This is a genomic window from Myxococcus sp. MH1 (assembly GCF_059738865.1).
This window is the reverse complement of record NZ_AP026947.1, coordinates 1410874-1428875: the sequence shown is the minus strand read 5'-3', so window position 1 is coordinate 1428875 and position 18002 is coordinate 1410874. Positions and strand designations below refer to the sequence as shown.

Here is an 18002-nt window from a genome sequence, read left to right as displayed (position 1 = left end):
TCAGCGCCCGAACTCCGCCAGCTTCCAGCCTTCGTCGGGAGCCGGATGATTCGAGTTGTCATCCGCGCCCGGACGCCCCAGCCCCCGGTGCACGGCGGGCGCGGAGGCGTTCACCGAGCCCACATAGAACACGCCGTGGTAGCCCTCCGAGTTCACCGAGTCCCACGTGTGCACGAAGTAGCGCTCGCCGTTGTTCTTGCCCTTCGTCTCACGCACGCCGCAGTCCAGCCGGTCCCTCTTGCCCTGGCTGTCCACCGAGCAGATCCACGCCGTGCCGCTGTCGTACGCCATGTCCAGCGCCACCACGTCGTCCAGCTTCTCCTTCAGGAGCAAGCCCATCGGCCGGTGGTCCTTGTTCCACGGCAGACCCTTCTTCGTGCGCGAATGGATGTTGCCCGACAGCACCACATAGAAGCGCTTCGGCGCCGACTCCACCTGGTGGATGAGAGTGGCCGCCATCGCGTCCTCGCGCTGCTGCCCGTTCGCCTTCGGGTGGTCGAACACGACGACGTCCACGTCCAGTCCCTGCGAGCGCAGCTGACGCAGTTGCTCCAGCATGTTCGCCATCGCCTCACTGCCGCGCCCGTCCGGATACGGGCTGCGCCAGAACGGCGCCTCCATCAGCTTGAGCCAGTCACCCTCCTCGCCCTGGCTGTCGAGGAACGCATCCACGCGCCCCTGGTTCTCCAGCGGCAGCTCCAATCCCACCGTCACCGGCGTTCCCGCCACCGTCACCTGGCAGGACGTCTGGGCCACGAAGCGCGGCACCTCCTGCGTGCCGTGCAGCTCACCCAGCATCATCACCGTGCCGGGCCTGGCCTGCTTGCCCAGGCCGATGATGGGCAGGCCGCACTCGATGGCCACCTGCGACGGCGCTTCCTTCGCCTTGGGCGCCTTGGCCACCTGCACCGGCTTGGGCGCGTTCTCTTCCTTCGCCAGCTTCGGCGCCACCTCGCGGAACACCCGCCACTCCATCAGGAGGTCACGCTGCGCCTGCCCCGACTCGGCGAAGAAGGCGTTCTCACCACGCGGCTCCGCGATGACCTCCTCCCAGTCCTCGGTGCTGGTCAGCACCGAGCTCTCTCCGTCCGTGGCCCCCATGTCACCGTCCCCGCCCTTGAGCCCCACGCCACGCCCGACGCCCCAGTCGAGCTGCACCGCCGGGTTCTGCAGCGCCTTGTTCCGGCTCTTGGTGATGCGGAAGATTTGAAGCTTGCTCGTCGTGGGCGTCTCGCGCCGGCCGACGACCATGTAGCGGTGGAAGAAGCCCGCGACCTTCGAGCCTCCGAATTCCTGCCGCCACTCCGTCTCCAGCACCCGGCTGCCCTTGTCCTCGCGGAAGGGCAGCTCGTTGCGGGTGAAGAACTCCCGGACCTCCGGCCACATCTCGTCCAGTGGACGGTCGTAGATGGCCTCCCGGTCCGGAATCTCCAGGTCACTGCGGTGGGCCGCGCACCCCAGCCCCACCCACGTCGACAACAACAACACCGCGTAAAGAACCGAGCGCATCCACCCTCCCGACATCACGTTCCAGAGCGGGAAACGCGAGCGGGAGGGCGGACATATCGCCCGGCACTACCTCGACGACGCGACCTTCCCCGCCTCGGGCGTGAAGGGGTTCTTGCTGCCCTCCTTGCCAGGGCCGCTGTCACCCACGCGGATGGCCGGCGCGGAGGCATTCACCGCGCCCACGTAGAACACGCCGTGGTAACCCTCCGCGTTCGCCGAGTCCCACGTGTGCACGAAGTAGCGCTCGCCGTTGTTCTTGCCCTTCGCGTCGCGCACGCCGCAGTCCAGGCGGTCTCGCACGCCCTTGCTGTCCACCGAGCAGATCCACGCCGTGCCGCTGTCGTACGCCATGTCCAGCGCCACCACGTCGTCCAGCTTCTCCTTCAAGAGATAGCCCATGGGCCGGTGGTCCTTGTTCCACGGCAGGCCCTTCTTCGTGCGCGAGTGGATGTTGCCCGACAGCACCACGTGGAAGCGCTTGGGTCCCGCCTCCACCTGGAGCGCCACCGTGGCCGCCATCGCGTCCTCACGCTGCTGCCCGTTCGCCTTCGGGTGGTCGAACACGAAGACATCCACGTCCAGGCCCTGCGAGCGCAGCTGGCGCAGGTGCTCGAGCATGTTCGCCACGGCCGCGCTGCCGCGCCCATCCGGGTACGGGCTGCGCCAGAACGGCGCCTCCATCAGCTTGAGCCAGTCGTCCTCGCCGCCCGGGCTATCCAGGAACGTGTCCACGCGGCCCTGGTTCTCCAGCGGCAGCTCCAGTCCCACCGTCACCGGCAGCCCCGCGACCACCGCCTGACACGCCATCTGCGCCACGAAGCGCGGCACCTCCTGCGTGCCGTGCATCTCGCCCAGCAGCATCACCGTGCCGGGCTTCGCCTTCTTGCCCAGGCCGATGATGGGCAGGCCGCACTCCACCGCCATCTGCGACGGCGCCTCCTTCGCGTTGGGGGCCTTGGCCACCTGCACCTGCTTGGGCGCGTTCTCTTCCTTCGACAGGAGCGGCGCCACCTCGCGGAACACCCGCCACTCCATCACCATGTCGCGCTGGCCCTGCGCGGACTCGGCGAAGAAGGCGTTCTCCCCACGAGGCTCCGCCAGCCGGTCCTCGAAGTCCTCCGAGCTCAGGCCGGGCGTCTCCGAGTCGGCCCCGCCGTTCAGGTTGCGGCTGACCCCCCAGTCGATCTGCACGGCCGGGTTCTGCAGCGTCTTGTTCCGGCTCTTGGTGATGCGGAAGATTTGAAGCTTGCTCGTCGTGGGCGTCTCGCGCCGGCCCACCACCAGGTAGCGGTGGAAGAAGCCGGAGATCTTCGAGCCTCCGAACTCCTGCCGCCACTCCGTCTCCAGCACCCGGCTGCCCTTGTCCTCGCGGAAGGGCAGCTGGTTGCGGGTGAAGAATCCCTGGACCTCCGGCCACATCTCCTCGAGCGGCCGGTCGTAGATGGCCTCCCGGTCCGGGTAGTCCAAGTCACTGCGATGGGCCGCGCAGCCCATGACGAACAAACCTGCCAGCACCGCGACGACGGCGGACCGCACCATGCTGCCTCCCGGAAGTCCTTGTCCGGGAGCCTAGAACGGCGGCACACGTCTGGCATATCGCCCGGGGGAAGTCCGCCCCAGGTGCGGGCCCCGGGTCAGGCCTGGACCTCGGAGCCCTCGTGCAGCGGGGCGCGCTCCTTCTCCCAGGGGCGGGTCCGGACGGCCTCGCGGATCCACAGGATGTGACGGCGCTCGTCCTCGCGGTGTCGCTCGATGAGCAGGCGCACATCGGGACTCCAGTCGAAGCGCAGGGCCACGTCGTAGGAGCGGTTCGAGTACTCCTCGTTGCCGAGCATCGCCACCAGCGCGGCCTCGGTACCCATCAGGCTGGACATCGCCGTCAGGCCCTTCATCGCCGCGCCCTTCAAGTCGGGCTTCAGGTCCAGCGGCGCGCCTCCGAAGTAGTGGATGAAGCCGTTGAGCTCCCGGACATGGCGCACGTGGTCGGCACGGAACTCGGCGAGCCGCTCACGCACCAGCGGCTCCGGGATGCGCGCGAGCGCCGCGTCATAGGCGCCCACCGCGTCCGCGTCGAGCTGCGCAAGGCTGCGCAGGCGTGCCACCTCGGACTTCTCGGCCATGTCGACATCCTCCAAGCCTAGGGACCGCAGGCAATGTGAGAAGCCTCTTCCCACGAGCCAACCCGTCCCCCGGTGCCTCGGCCCGGCCGCTCCGACACCGGGCAGGCGGCCTGGAGGTGGGTTCAGGAGCGGGGATGCGCGGGGCGAAGCGGCAGCGAGCCCTCGCCGCGGGCGCCCCGACGCTCGGCGCGGCGGTGCTTGAGCACGATGAGCTCGCCGACCAGGGCGCTCAGCAGAATCAGCGCGTTGGTCACCACGAAGACCCAGTTGCCCACCAGCACGCTGTAGGTGGTGAAGCCCACGGAGGCGGTGATCTGCCCCAGGAAGAGCCACTGCGAGACGCCCTCACTGGAGCCGGTCTTCCACTGCTTGTGGATCTGCGTCCCCAACGTCAGCAACAAGATGAAGGAACTGAACCACCCCACCGCCTCGATGCCCATGCAGCGCCTCCCGCGTACAGATGCGCATGTGCGGGCACGGCGACAGCTGCGCATTCCTCGGAGGCTCATGGAGACCCCGCTGTCCAGGCGACGTGGCCGGGGCTTGTCGGGTCGCCCGCTCGGATGCAGGTGACGCGGGCGCTCGACGCGGGACGGCGCGGTCGACATTGCGATGGGCTTCCTGGATGCCGACCGTTGAGTCGTGAACCGCGCACGCACACGACTCCAGACCTACCGCCGCAAGCGGGACTTCCGCCGCACCCCGGAGCCCGCTCCGGAGGCGCCGGCCTCCTCGGACGGCGCGCCTGTCTTCGTGGTGCACAAGCACGATGCCACCAGCCTCCACTACGACTTGCGCCTGCAGGTCGATGGCGCGCTGGCGAGCTGGGCCGTGCCCAAGGGGCCCAGCTACGACCCGGGTGACAAGCGGCTCGCGGTGGAGACCGAGGACCATCCCCTCGCGTACGCCGACTTCGAGGGACACATCCCCGACGATGCCTACGGCGGTGGGGACTCCCTGCTCTGGGACCGGGGCACGTTCGACACGGTCTCTCCGGGACAGGCCCACGCGCAGCGCGAGCACGGGCGGCTCCACGTCGAGCTGCAGGGCGAGAAGCTGCGGGGGCGCTGGCACCTCATCCGCACCCGGCTCCGGGGGAGCGCGAAGAAGCCGCAGTGGCTGCTCTTCAAGGCGAACGACGAGACGGCGGACCCCTCGCTCGACATCACCACGGAGCGGCCCGAGTCGGTGAAGAGCGGACAGGTCCAGACGCGGGGCCCGGTGAAGCGGGGCGCGAGGAAGCGGCCCGCGTCGCGCGCGCGGGAGGTCACGACCACGTCCACGAAGCAGCGCAAGCCTCGTGCGCTGGCGACACCTCGCACGCCGGCGAAGCTGCTGGAGCGATTGGGCGCGCCCATGCTGGCGCGACTGTCGGTGCCGGAGGAGGTCACCGACGCGACGCACGTCTACGAGGTGAAGTACGACGGCTTCCGCGCGCTGGCGGCGCTCGTGGGCGGCAAGCTCGCGCTGCGGAGCAGGCGGGGCAATGACCTGTCGAAGCGCTTCCCCGCGCTCGCCGAGGCCCTGCGCGGGCTGCGCGTGAAGGACGTGGTGCTGGACGGCGAAATCGTCGCGCTGGATGCGAAGGGCCGCTCGCGCTTCCAACTGCTCCAGCAGGGCTTGGAGGGCGTGGAGCAGCGCTTCGTGGTGTTCGACATCCCGTGGCTCGACGGTGAGGACCTGCGCGGCCTGCCGTTGGAGGAGCGACGGGCGCGGCTGGAGCGGGTGATGAAGCACGCGCGGCTCCCGCTTCAGCTCTCGGAGCGCATCGAGCTTCCGATGAAGCGCGCGCTGGACCAGGCGCGCAGGAAGGACTGGGAGGGGCTCATCGCGAAGCGGCGAGGCTCCACGTACGTGGACACGCGCTCGGGCGACTGGCTCAAGCTCAAGGTGGTGGCGGGACAGGAGGTGGTCATCCTCGGGTACCTGCCCATCCAGAACGAGCGCTCCAGGACGGAGCTCGGCGCGCTGCTCGTCGGGGTGCATCGCGAGGACGGCTTCCACGACGTGGGCAAGGTCGGCACGGGCTTCACGTCGAAGGACCGGCGCGAGCTGCGGCGGCTGCTCGACGAGGACGTGGTGCGCAAGCCCGCGGCCGTGGACGCGAAGCCGCGCAAGGGCGCGGTGTGGGTGAAGCCCCGGCACGTGGCGCAGGTGAACTTCAGCGAGTGGACCGAGGACGGCCGGCTGCGCCAACCCGTGTACCAGGGGCTGCGCATCGACAAGGCTCCGACGGAGGTGGTCCGTGAGCGTCCCGCGCCTGCCTCGCGAGGGGCACGGAAGACCTCGGATGAGACCTCCACGGCGGCTGGCACAAGACAGCGTCGCGCCGCCGCGCCCGTGCGTGGCGCTTCGCGGCGCACGGCCTCCGCTGGCGGCTCACGACAACGTCACTCGACGGGCTCGCTCAGCGCACCGCGCGCCCAGGCCGCGCGCACCTCCCCGCCCACATCGCGCGACGGGCACGCCACGCTGACGCACGGGGACCGCGTGCTCTTCCCGGAGGCCGGCCTGACGAAGGCGGATGTCTTCGAGTACTACCGAGAGGTCGCGCCCTTGATGGTCCCCGTCCTCGAGGACCGCCCCATCTCCGTGCAGCAGTGGCCCGCGGGAATCCAGGCGCCGGGCTTCTTCCGACACGAGCTGTCGGGCATCCCCGAGTGGGTGCCCACCCAGCGCGTGCGACACCTGGACAAGACGCTGCGCCACGTGAACGTGAACGGCGAGGAGCCCCTGCTGTGGCTCGCCAACCAATCCGCGCTCACGCTCCACATGTGGCTGAGCCGCGCGCCCAGGCTCTCGCAGCCCGACTTCCTGGCCATGGACCTGGACCCGGGCAAGGGCGGCTGGTCCGACGTGGTGACGGTGGCGCTCGCGCTGCGCGGACTGCTCGAGGAGCAGGGCCTCGACAGCTATCCCAAGACCTCCGGCAAGCGCGGCCTGCACGTCATGATTCCCCTGGCCCCCGGACACACGTACGCGAAGGTCCAGGCCCACGCGGACGCGCTGGCCCATGCGCTGGAGGCGCGACTGGGTGAGCTGGCCACCACGGTGCGTGGCATCCGCGCGCGCAAGGGCCGGCTGTACCTGGACGCGGGACAGAACGCGCGCGGCAAGACGGTCGTCGCGCCCTACTCCCTCCGGGCCAAGGAGGGCGCCCCCTTCTCCGCGCCCCTGAAGTGGAGCGAGGTCACCCGACGCCTCGACCCCGCGCGCTTCAACCTCCGCACGCTCAAGAAGCGCCTGGACCAGGTGGGGGACCTGTTCGCCCCCGCGTTGAAGCATCCGCAGCGGCTGCCGGACTGACACGCCCGGCCGCTCGCCGCTCCCCTTCGCGACACACCGTGCATGACGTCGGGGCCGGTGTTATGGGGCGACGCCACCATGGACTCCGCTGTCGCCTCCGGCCCCGTGAAGCCCGCGAGCCGTCTGAAGGTCGCCCTCGCCTACTGCACCTGCTTCCTGCTCTGGGGCTCCACCTGGTCCGTGGTGAAGGTGGGCCTGGAGGACCTGCCGCCCCTGCGCTTCCTCGGCACGCGCATGCTGGTGGCGGGGCTCGTCCTGCTGCCCTTCGCCCGCGCCGCGGGACAGGTGGACCTGCGCACCGGCGGACGCATCGCCGCGCTGGGCCTGCTCCAGCTCGCGGCGCCCTTCACCCTGCTCTTCTTCGCGCAGCAGTGGATTCCATCCAGCTGGGCCGCGCTCCTGTTCTCCACCTTCCCGGTGTGGCTGCTGTTCGTCGGCCGCCTCCTCCTGCCGGACCAACCCCTCACCCCCGGCAAGCTCCTGGCCGCGGGCCTGGGCGTGGCGGGCGTGGTGCTGCTCCAGTCCTCCGACATCCAGGGGATGGCGCTGTCCGGCAAGATGCTGCTGGGCGTGGGGATGACGCTCTTGTCCGTGGTCCTCATCGCCGTGGCCAACGTGCTCGTCCGTCGCCACATGGCGCACGTGCCTCCGCGCGTGCTCGTCTTCGGACAGGCGCTCAGCAGCGCCGCGCCCCTGCTCGCGCTCTCGTTCCTGCTGGAGTCGAACGCTGCCGTGACGTGGACGCCGCGCGCCGTGGGAGCGGTGCTCTACCTGGCCATCTTCGGCACCGCGTTCACCTACCTGTGCCTCTACTGGCTCCTGCCGCGCATCTCCCTCACCGCGCTGGGCATCATGGCGCTGCTCGACACGCTGGTGGCGGTGGTGCTGGGCGTCGCGTTCCTCGGCGAGCCGCTCACGCTGTCGCTCGTCGTGGGCGGCTCGCTCATCCTCGGGAGCGCGGCCCTGGCCAACGCGCTGCCCCAGCAGTCCCCGCCCCGGCCCGACGAACAGGCCCGGGGCTGAGGGCACTCGCTCACCGCGGCGCGTTCAGCGCGCGGTGCTCCTGAATCCACGCGCGCGCCTCGTCGAGCGTGTCCACGTAGCGCACGTCCAGCGGACGTCCACCGGTGAGCATGGAGCCCACCATCAGGCTCTTGGTGGTGGCCTTCTGCTCCAGCGCCGCGCCCACGTAGACGATGCCCAGGAACCAGTCCGCCTTCGCGTGCTCCACCAGGTAGCGGCGCGACTCCGGGCTCAGCTGCGAGTCGGCGATGTCCGCCGCCAGGTAGAAGCGCCCCTCGGCGGACAGCGACTGGTACAGGCCACAGGACCAGCGCGACGTGTCCTCGGTGATGGCGCCCCGGAAGCGCGCCCACAGGATGTCCGGCGCTTCCAACCACGCACGCTGCGCGCCGTGGCTCCACTCCTGCTCCCAATCCCTTGCCATGCGACTCCCGCGAAGAGGCCGGGCCCAGGATAGGACCGACGGCCTCCGCTTCCCACTGGCCCGCCGCTAGAAGCGCAGCGGCAGCGAGAACGCCGTCCCGTTCTGCGTGCCCGTCCGGAAGCTGCGCGGCGCGCCGATGACCAGCGTGGGCGGCGTAGTCTGGTTACCCGGCGTCAGCGCGACATCCTGACCAATCTGGCTTCGCTCGGAGCCATCCCCGGCGACGAGGAGGAAGGGCGACAGCGCGCCCTGCATGCCGGGGCCGCCCGCGTAGATGAACACGGCGCCGCCGCCATCCGAGGCCTCGGAGGCGCCCGGCGCGCCCACGACGAGGTCCGGCACCTTGTCGCCCGACAGGTCCACGTTGCCCGCCAGCGACGTGCCGAAGCCCACCGCGCGCGACTTGTGCACCAGGACGATGGGGCTGAGCCCGTCACCGAAGAGGCCCACCACGCCCGAGGCCACGTGCTCGGGCTTGGCCATCTCCGCCCGGAGCGTGGCGATGTCGACGAGCAGCACCACCGGCTGGGTGGTGCCGTTGAAGGGCACGGACGTGGCGCTGATGGCCAGGAAGTCGCGCGCGTCTCCACCACCGCCCGCGTTGCCCAGGACCTTGCCCGCGCGAGCGATGGCGAGCCCCAGGCCCTGGTTGTTGAGCTGCACCTCGCTGTCCGCGGCGATGCGCCACACCGTGGCCGTGGTGCGCGAGCACTTCGCGCCGTAGCCCAGGAGGATGGCCACGCCCGAGCGGGTGCCCTCCGCGTAGCGCCACGCCAGGTCGTCACACGTGTCGCCGTCGATGTCGCCCAGCGACGTGAGCGCGCTGGTCTGCAGCGCCATGGAGGGCCAGGTGTAGACGGGGTCGCAGACCATGGTGAGCTTGCTCAGCCCGGTGTCGTCGGGCGCGCGGCCCAGGAACACCTCCATGCCGCGGTCGCGCAGCACGCCCACGTCCTGGAACCCGTCGTTGTTGAAGTCGAAGCCGCCCACCAGCCCACGCCCCAGCGCCGAGCGCTTGCACTTCGCGTCCGTCTCCGGCGTGCAGCCGGCAATCTGCAGCGGCGCCCACATGCGGTACGCGGGCTTGTAGCTGCCGTCCGCCTGCCCGAGCGACACCAGCACGCCGCCCACGGACTGGCTGCCCGTGGTGAGGCACTCGGCGCGCGTCGTGTGGTACTGCGCCGCGTGCTCCGCGCTGGTGCTCGCCGGGACGATGAGGCCCGTGGCGCCCACCACCAGGTCCGGGCGGCCATCCTTGTTGAAGTCGGTGAAGGCCACGTCCGCGCCCACCGAGCGGCCCGCCGTATGCGGGGACGGCGCGCCCTCCGCGGCCACCGTCGCATCCCCCGTACGCGCCACCGGACGCACGTACGCGCGGCCGATGGAGAGCGCGTCACCATCTCCATTGGCGCCCGCGCCGGACCACCCCGGCGCGCCCAGGAGCGCCAGCGCGCCCGAGGCGCCCGTCGTCACCGCCACCTGCTCGCCCACGCGCTCCACGCTGGGCCGCGCGGGGACATAGGAATGCGTGCGCGCCCACTCCGTCAGCGACGCGCCACCCCGGCGGAACAGCTCCACGCGGCCGGTGTACGCGCCCGCCTCCGACGACGCGCGTCCTGCGAAGGCCGCCAGCGAGTCCCCCTCCGGCAGCTTCCACACCGCCAGGCCCGCGCCCAGCGTGTCGGACCGGGCCGTGCCGTTGAGCGACAGCAGCGGCTTGTTGATGACCGCGCCCTTCGTCAGCGTGGCCAGCGGGTACGCCAGCACCTTGCCACCGAAGCGCAGCGCGGTGGCGCCCGTGCCGGGCTGTGCGTAGGGGGCGCCCAGGAGCAGCTCCGGCCCCGGCACGCCGTCCACGTCGAGCACCGCGAAGCTGCGTCCCGCGACGATGCCGCCCGACTCGCCGTAGATGCGCGCGAAGGCCTCCTCGCGCTTCACCTGCGGCGGCGTGGCCGCGGGGTCTCCGGTGGGCGCGTGGGTGCTCAGGTCGAACAGCAGCGCGCCACCCGCGTCGCTGGCCGCGCGGTTGCCGCCGCTGGCGCTCAGGTCCGGCGAGTCCGCGCGGTCCGCCACCGCCATCAGCAACGGCGGGCGCGTGTCATCACCGGGGATGGCGCCCAGCCGCCACGTGCCCTCGTTCGAGTCCGCGAGGTTGGCGGGCAGCACGTACACGTCCGGGGTCGCCCGGAAGCGGATGCCCTCCGAGCGCGCGAAGAAGACGGAGATGGCCACCTGCGTGCCGGAGACCGCGCCCTCCGCGTTGTAGCGAGACACCTTGCTCAGCGCGGCGAGGTCCAGCCGCCCGTCCTTGTTGAAGTCCGCCGTCACCAGCGCGCGGCCCATGTCCGAGCCCGTGCGCGCCATGGGCGCTCCGTCCCTCGTCAGGTCCGAGCCCCCCAGGCGAATCGAGGGCAGGTCCGGCACCGGGGCGCTCGCCGAGGAGAGGTAGATGTCCACGGTGCCACGCGCGCGGATGGCGTTGGTGGGCGCCAGGTCTCCGACGGGCGAGCCCACCACCAGGTCCACCTTGCCGTCCCCATCCATGTCCGCCACGGCCATGCCCGCGCCGAAGGCCGCGTCGCGCAGCAGCCCCGCCAGTTGCAGGCGCAGCGGCGCCGGGGCTCCGCCCTTGAAGGTGTAGAGGTACACCGCGCCCGCGTTGCTCACCGCCACGTCCGCGCCCGGCGAGGACACCACCAGCTCCGCGCGCCCGTCGCCGTCCAAATCACCCGCGGCCAGCGCGTCACCGAACTGCGCCGTGTCCGTGTCGCCCGTCAGCACCCACAAGGGCTGCGGGTCCAACCCGCCGTTGCCGCCCTTGTAGATGAAGACGGCGCCGCCGGTGGGCCGGCCCAGGTCACTCTCACGCTGGCCCACGGCGAGGTCCAGCACGCCGTCGCCGTCGAAGTCCGCCGTCACCATCGTGGCCGCGTCGGTGAGCCGTCCGTGCGCCAGGCCCGGCCGCGTCAGCTCGTCCAGCACCACCACCGTGACGGACGCCTTGTCACCGGTGAACGGGTCGGAGGCCTCCAGCAGCGCCGCGCCCGTGTCGCCCGAGAGGAAGCCGATGCGCCCGGCCGCGAGCGTCCCCGGCCCGGACACCTTGCTCCACACCACCCTGTCACTGCCGCCCCGCGTGAACAGCGGCACGGACGAGCCCGAGGGCACCGCCAGGTACGCGGGCGCGCCGGCCAGCCGCGCCGTCCTGCTCACGGTGTACTGCAGCTCCACCTCGTCGCCCGTCTGCGAGTCGCGCACGGAGACCAGGTCCAGGCCCTCGTTCGCGCCCGCGGTGTAGCGGCCCTCCGGCGTCAGCGTGGCGCCAGAGCGGTTCTGCTTCAGGCTGTAGGTGGCCGTGCCCAGCAGGCCCTGCGTCGCCACCTGGAAGGACACGCCCGGGCGCACGTCCGCGCGCCCGGGCGCGATGTCGAACGCGGCGATGACGTCCACCGTGGCGCGCGCGTCACCGGGACAGCGCGCGTCCTCCACCACCAGCGTGTCGCTGCCCGGCGTGTGCCCCGCGATGAAGCGGTTGCCGCGCAGCTCACCCGACGAGCCTCCGTCCTGCAGCGTGTAGCGGTACTGGCCGCTGCCGCCGGTGGCCACCAGCGCCACGGGGGACCCCACGCGCACCCGCGAGGGCTCGGCGCGGAGGCTCACGGGCGACAGCCCCGTGCACCGGTCCACCTCCGGAGGCGGCTCGTTCTCACGTGCGGGGTCCAGGTCGTCGGAGCAGGCCGTCACGAGGAGCGCGAGCAGGGGAGCCGCGCGAGGAAATCGAATCATGGGGGTGCCTCGGGGGTAAGGCGGGACGACTAGGGCTTCGCGCCGGACGCGGCCCAGCGCTGGATGAGGGAGATGAGCTGCGGGTCCAGCGGCCCGTCGGCGGGCATGCGCTGGTCTCTCACCGCGGCGGTGATCAGCGCCGCGTTCTCCTTCCACAGCTCGTACGTGTTGAGCGCCCGGCCGGGGCCGGTGATGTGGCACTTCTCGCAGCGCGACACGTGGATGGGCTGGATGTCCGTCGCCCAGCTCAGCACCGCGGTGCTCACCGGCTGGTAGTCGAAGGGCACCAGCCGCTTCGCCTCGGTGCCATCCAGGAAGCGCGCCACCACGCCCAGGGCCAGACGGCCGGCGGGCAGGCCCGCGAACGAGTACGCCTTGGGCGTGCCGTCGTCCTCGGTGCCCCCCAGGCTGTACACGGGGCCCTCGCCCTGCGCGCGGAACTCCGCGCCGCCGAGCTGGAAGACGACCTCCTCCGGGTCCACGCCCGCGGGCATCACCGCGCGCACCACCAGGCCGTCCTCCACCACCTGCATGCCCTGGTGCAGCCCCGTCACGCGCGGCGCGGGGGACCTGCTCACCGCCACCGTCTCGCCGCCCAGCTGCACCCACGCGCAGCCGCTCTCGTCCGCGGACAGGAAGCGGAACTCGCGCGTGTCGATGCCCTGCGCCAGGCCCCACTCGTTCGCGTCCGCGTCGTACAGCAGCAGCGCGTCGCTCGACTTCACCCACAAGAAGCGCCCCGACGCGAGCAGCTGCGCGGGCCGCTGCGGCAGCGTCACCCGACGCCAGCCCTCCTTCGGGCGGCGCAGGAGGCCCTGGCTGGTGAGCAGCCACAGCTCACCCGCCGTGCCCAGCCCCGGCCCCAGGCCGGCGAGCGACTGCACCTCTTCACCCTCCGCCAGCGGCGCCCCCTCCTCGCGCACGTCGAAGTGCACCAGGCTGGTGGCCACGGCGACGTACAGCTTGCCGCCGCGCAGGAACCACACGCCCGCCGAGCCCTCCGCCGTCGGCGCCGCCGCCAGCGCGGTGATGCCGGTGAGCGCCTCGCCCTTCACCTTCAGGGCGGACAGCGTGCCGTCGCGCAGCTGGAACAGGCCGGTGGGATGCGCCAGCCACACCGCGCCGTCGGCGGCCTGCGTCGTCGCGCTGATGCCCAGCCCCAGCGCGTCACGCCACGGCGGGGAGATGAGCCAGCCGGACTCGGCGAGGAACAGGCCGTTCTGCGCCTCGACGAGCGCGCTGTGCGGCCCCATCCGGAACACGGCGTTCACCGTGCCCGGCTGGGCGCTGTTGCCCGGGTGGGGCTCCAGCGCGCCGAGCGAGCCGTCCAGCCGCAGGCGCACCACCTTGCCGCTGGTGTTGGCGAAGATGCCGCCACCGGACTGGTCCGCGAAGCCCGGGGCGGACGCCAACGCCGTCTTCGCCCGGACCTCGGTGGGCCGGAACGAGACGGGCCGGGGCCTGTCCAGCGGGAGTGAGTCCTCGCCGCACGCGGCGACGAGGACGGCGGCGCAGAGAGGGAGGAGGCGAAGGAGGCCGGGGGCGGAGGACCGCCCCTGGGCCAGGTCCCGGGGGGCTCGGGGATGGGTGCGCATGCGGCTTTCAGGCGAGGATGGGACGGAGGGGCTCCACACGGGTGATGCTGTAGTCCAGGCCCGCCGAGGCCAGCACCGTGGCGATGACGTGCTCGGGCAGGATGTTCTCGCCGTTGGGGTTGGCGGCGCCGGTGCGCAAGTCGAACGTGCCCGGGGCCATGCCGATGTCGCCGCTCTTGCCGAAGACGTAGTTGTGCTTCACGCCGGCGCCCATGACCATGCACGAGTTCGAGATGTGGTGGTCGCGGCCGCCGGAGCTGTTGATGAGCGGCGTGCGGGAGAACTCGGAGAACACCATGATGGTGGTGTGGTCCATGAACGTCCCGCCCGAGGGGTGCTGGGACGCGCGCAGGTCATCCACCAGGCTGGCCAGCGCGTCGAAGCCGCGGCGCTGGTTGCTCGCGTGGGTGAGCTGGGTGCCGAAGTGCGTGTCCAGGCCGCCGGTGAGGTTGATGGTGACGCACTGGGCGATGCCCTTCTTGAGCGCGGTGCCCACCATGGCGGCGCGGCCCGCCTCGTTGTCGTAGCGGCCGCTCTGGTCCAGGCCGTAGCGCTGGCGCACCGCGGCCATGTCGTCGTTGTTCAGCTCGAAGCGGAACGACGACTCCAGCTGCTGCGTCATCACCTGCTGCATCTGGTCGCGGCTGTTCTGGTACGTGGTGCCCACGCCGCGCGCGCCGTAGGCGGCCTGCTCGCAGTTGATGGGCTGGCCCCGGAAGTCCACCAGCTGCTTCTCGATTTCGCTGTCCAGCAGCTGCGAGCTGGGCTTGAGCGTGAGCAGCAGGTCGTCCTTGCGGCTGACGCGCAGCGCGTTGGCGTAGCCGGGGTAGCGGTCGTTGTACGACTCCACGTTGAACGCGATGTTGGAGATGGGCACGCGGGGCTTCATCTGCCCCACGATTTCCGTCGCGGTGGAGGAGCCGCGCGCCGCGCTGCCGATGGGCATCTTCCCGGTGAGGAAGTAGCGGTAGCCCACCTCGTGGCCCAGCGTGTTCATGTTGATGCCGCGCACCACCGTCATCAAATCGTAGTGGTCCGCCAGCCGCCCCACCGCCGGCCCGAAGTCGATGTTCGAGCGGCCCTTGCCGGCGATGTCCGGGCGCAGGGGGATGGAGGAGAAGCGCGAGTCGTTGATGAGGTTGTAGCCGGGGAGGATGCGCGTCTCCGCGGCGCGGTCCGCGGTGAACTCCTCCGGGTCCTTCGGGTCGAAGGCGAGCAGCTGGTCCCAGCCGCCGTTGAAGTACACGAAGACGAAGCAGCGGTCCGCCGGGGCCAGCGCGGCGGCCTGGGCGAAGGAGCGGAAGGGCAGTCCGCCCAGCAGGGTGGAGCCCATGAAGCCGGCGGCGGCCTTGAGGAAGGTGCGGCGCTCGGGACGGTGGTTCTCGTCGAGGCGATTCTTCTTCATCGAAGTCACTCCGCGCTTCAGTAGGTGATGAACCGCGTGTCGGTCAGCATGGCGATGCACATCACCGCCAGCACGTCCGAGCGCCGCTTGGCCGTCTCCGCCCGGGCCGCGGCCTGGGTGAAGAACGTGGCCCACTTGTCCAGCTCCTCGCCCTCCAGGGGCGCGCCCCAGAAGCGCAGGGAGTTGTAGACGAGGAACTCACGCACCTGGGCGTCCGTCAGCTTGCGCAAATCCCCCCAGACGTCGGGCAGCGTGCGCGACAGCGTGCGCTTGGAGGCGTCCGCCAGCTTCAGCTCGTCGTTCGCCTGGCCGATGCACACGAAGCGCGCGCCGTCCTCCAGGAACTTGGCGAACACCAGGTTGGGCTCGGTGTTCTCGCTGTTGACGAGCGCGTAGTCGGCGCGGCCCAGCGACGAGGCGCGCGCGTCGATGCCGTCTCCGCCGTTCACCCAGCGGCGGCCCACGGCCTCCAGGATGGCGGCGTCCAGCTGGGCGACGGTGAGCCGGCGCGGGGCGCGGCCCACGCTGCCGCCCTGGGCCTCCGGGTCCGGCAGCGGGTCGAAGTCCCCGGGCTGGTGGGGGTTGGCGATGGGCTCGAGCGTCCCGTCCTCGGTGGGACCGGACTTCTCGTCGGGGGACTTGGTGCAGCCCGCGCTCAGCGCGAGCAGCGCGGCGGTCAGGAGCCAGCGGCGCATCAGTCGATCCTCCGGTAGGCGTCGGTCGTCACCACGCGCTCGATGAGCGCCTTGAAGCGGTGGCCATTCTTCGCGAACTCGCTGGCCAGCGGCGCCAGGTACATCCGCTGCTCCTCCGCCGACATCGGCCGGCCCAGGAACTCGTTCCACACGCGCTTCACCGTGCAGCGCTCCAGCTCACCCGACTGGAACATCCGCTCCACCAGCAGGCGCGGGCCCGCCTCGATGTTCTGCTCCTCGTCCGCGGTGCGGTACAGGTACGTCTTGAGCATGCCCAGGCTGCTGGCGCCATCGCCGTCGTAGGCCTGCATCACGTACTGCGAGCACTCGCCGCCGCAGTTGGTGTCGCCGGCGATGGCGCAGTCGCGGCACTTCGGGTCCAGCCGCGGGAACTGGTCCGGGGAGAGGAACTGCGCGGTGCGCTCGCCGTAGCGGCCCCAGTGGGCGCCGGTGGGCTCGATGGTGGCGTGGCAGTAGTTGCAGCCGCAGCGCTTGGCCAGGTTGTTCTCGCGGTTGCACGCGTCCTCGGGCGCCGGCAGGTTGCCGTCCGAGGCGGGCACGAAGGTCTTGCAGAGGAAGGCCTCGTAGAACTCCGACACGCGGGCGCGGTGCGTGGGGAAGCGGTACAGGAACGCGGGCGTCGTCAGGATGCCGGAGTGCGACGCATCGCGCGTGTAGGGCTGCCACGTGGCCGAGTCCGTGTAGGCGACGGCGGGGATGGCCTCCAGCGGCGCGGGCGCGGTGACGTTGAACACACCCACGCCCTGGCGCTGGCGGTACAGCTCCGACATGGGGCCGTTCACGAACGAGCGGCGGGTGGTGAGGATGTTGTAGTAGGGCTCGTCGTTGCGGATGACCGAGTCGGCGATGCGCAGCGGCTCCTCGTTGAAGGCGGCCACGCGCGAGTCGTAGACGTTGCGCACGTACAGGGGGTCCGTCGTGTTGCCGATGGCCGGCACCTCGCAGCGGCGCATGCCCACGCCGCACCCGCAGCTGCGGTCATTGGCGAAGCGGGCCGCCTCGCAGGACTCGCGCGTCCAGGGGTTCTCCACGCGCTCCTGCGCCTCGATTGCGCACACCTTCACCGTCGCGGGCGCGCCCTCCGGGGCCCAGTAGCCGGCGGGCCGGTTCACGAAGCCCTCGCGCTGGATGCAGCCACGCACCGGGGCGTACGCGCCCTTGATGTTGTTGTTGAGGTTCAGGTCCAGCGTGCAGCGCTTGAGCGTCGTCAGGCTGGGCTTGGAGTCGGGGTTCGGGTGGTCGAAGGAGATGACGTAGCCGTTGGCGTCCTTCGTCTCCACCGTCAGCGCGGAGGTGGTGTTCTTGGCCGGGTCCGGCAGGCAGAGGAACGGCTTGATGCCCGTGCCGGAGCCGCGGTTGTCACAGAAGTAGCGGTACTTCGCCCAGGTGTTGCTGGAGGGCAAGGCCGTCAGCTGCGAGCAGTCCGTCACCGCGTTGGTGGTCGCGGCCGCCAGGTCCGTGCAGCGGTAGAAGTTGGTGTCGTAGTCGAAGCTGACCGGCATGGGCACGCCCATGGCGTCATTGCAGGAGGTGCGCGTCGCGGCCGTCAGCGGGGCGGCGTGCGGGTCCTGCGTCTGGGTCAGACACGCGCTCTGCTCGATGTCGGAGTTGCACGACTGCCCGTTCACACCGCGCAGCGCCGTGGACGGGTTGTTCGCGAAGCCGAAGGCGGTGGTGGTGCCGTTGCCGCCCAGGCGCGAGTTGCCGTTGTTGTTGACGCTGCCGCTGATGTTCGAGCGGATCAACGCGCGGTGGAAGTTGCGGATGCGAGTGTAGAAGCCCTCGCTGTCCATCATCTTCCGGATGTCCTCCTGCGTGACGGCGCCCTTCTCCTGCACGGCCTTGTATTCGTCCCAGGTGGGAGGGCGGCCAAGCAGGTCGAGCGTCAGTTGCCGCAGGTGTCTTTCGGGGCGCACCTTCGCGACGGGCGCGCAGACAGCGGCCTCATCGGCGGAGGCTGGCAGGGCCAGGAACAAGGCGGCGCCGGCCAGGATGGCAAGGCAACGCTCGCGGAGCACGGGGAACCTCCGTGGAGGGGGAGTCGGGGGCGACTGTCTCCTAGTATGCAAGAATTACAGATAAGAGATCCAGTCGACCTAGCAGATTCCTTCATCCCAC

At 71.0% G+C, this 18002-nt stretch carries 12 protein-coding genes; 2 read left to right on the top strand and 10 right to left on the bottom strand.

Annotated features, from left to right (window positions below):
* From AC6JA9_RS05865 to AC6JA9_RS05850, 4 genes are all read right to left on the bottom strand, one after another.
* A complete protein-coding gene (locus AC6JA9_RS05865) occupies nucleotides 1-1509 on the bottom strand; it encodes a TraB/GumN family protein (protein WP_223783489.1) in 1509 nt (502 codons plus the stop codon).
* Between the two features lie 66 nt (nucleotides 1510-1575).
* Entirely contained in the window at nucleotides 1576-3045 is a 1470-nt protein-coding gene (locus AC6JA9_RS05860; RefSeq protein ID WP_223746471.1) for a TraB/GumN family protein, read from the bottom strand.
* 98 nt (nucleotides 3046-3143) lie between these two features.
* Nucleotides 3144-3629, bottom strand: a complete 486-nt coding sequence (locus AC6JA9_RS05855; RefSeq protein ID WP_497959233.1) for a ferritin-like domain-containing protein — start codon at nucleotides 3627-3629, stop codon at nucleotides 3144-3146.
* 122 nt (nucleotides 3630-3751) lie between these two features.
* Nucleotides 3752-4069, bottom strand: coding sequence for a PQ-loop domain-containing transporter (locus AC6JA9_RS05850; RefSeq protein ID WP_141323359.1), 318 nt, complete (start codon nucleotides 4067-4069; stop codon nucleotides 3752-3754).
* A gap of 202 nt (nucleotides 4070-4271) precedes the next feature.
* Between AC6JA9_RS05850 and ligD the strand changes: the two genes are divergently transcribed.
* Entirely contained in the window at nucleotides 4272-6935 is a 2664-nt protein-coding gene (ligD, locus tag AC6JA9_RS05845; protein WP_497959232.1) for a DNA ligase D, read from the top strand.
* A gap of 78 nt (nucleotides 6936-7013) precedes the next feature.
* Entirely contained in the window at nucleotides 7014-7958 is a 945-nt protein-coding gene (locus AC6JA9_RS05840; RefSeq protein ID WP_497959231.1) for a DMT family transporter, read from the top strand.
* Between the two features lie 10 nt (nucleotides 7959-7968).
* On the opposite strand, the gene AC6JA9_RS05835 is transcribed toward AC6JA9_RS05840, so the two are convergent.
* The 6 genes from AC6JA9_RS05835 to AC6JA9_RS05810 all read right to left on the bottom strand — a co-directional run bounded on the left by AC6JA9_RS05835 (nucleotide 7969) and on the right by AC6JA9_RS05810 (nucleotide 17902).
* Nucleotides 7969-8382, bottom strand: coding sequence for a hypothetical protein (locus AC6JA9_RS05835; RefSeq protein WP_426748040.1), 414 nt, complete (start codon nucleotides 8380-8382; stop codon nucleotides 7969-7971).
* Nucleotides 8383-8448: 66 nt separating this feature from the next.
* Entirely contained in the window at nucleotides 8449-12168 is a 3720-nt protein-coding gene (locus AC6JA9_RS05830) for an FG-GAP-like repeat-containing protein (RefSeq protein WP_497959230.1), read from the bottom strand.
* Between the two features lie 29 nt (nucleotides 12169-12197).
* A complete protein-coding gene (locus tag AC6JA9_RS05825) occupies nucleotides 12198-13763 on the bottom strand; it encodes a hypothetical protein (RefSeq protein WP_223746096.1) in 1566 nt (521 codons plus the stop codon).
* A gap of 7 nt (nucleotides 13764-13770) precedes the next feature.
* A complete protein-coding gene (locus AC6JA9_RS05820) occupies nucleotides 13771-15168 on the bottom strand; it encodes a DUF1501 domain-containing protein (RefSeq protein ID WP_223746095.1) in 1398 nt (465 codons plus the stop codon).
* A gap of 17 nt (nucleotides 15169-15185) precedes the next feature.
* The gene (locus tag AC6JA9_RS05815) at nucleotides 15186-15863 is read right to left on the bottom strand and encodes a hypothetical protein (protein ID WP_141323349.1); all 678 of its coding nucleotides are present in this window, start codon (nucleotides 15861-15863) and stop codon (nucleotides 15186-15188) included.
* Entirely contained in the window at nucleotides 15863-17902 is a 2040-nt protein-coding gene (locus AC6JA9_RS05810) for a DUF1585 domain-containing protein (protein ID WP_497959229.1), read from the bottom strand. The genes AC6JA9_RS05815 and AC6JA9_RS05810 overlap by 1 nt, the downstream gene beginning before the upstream one ends.
* Nucleotides 17903-18002: the final 100 nt, after the last annotated feature.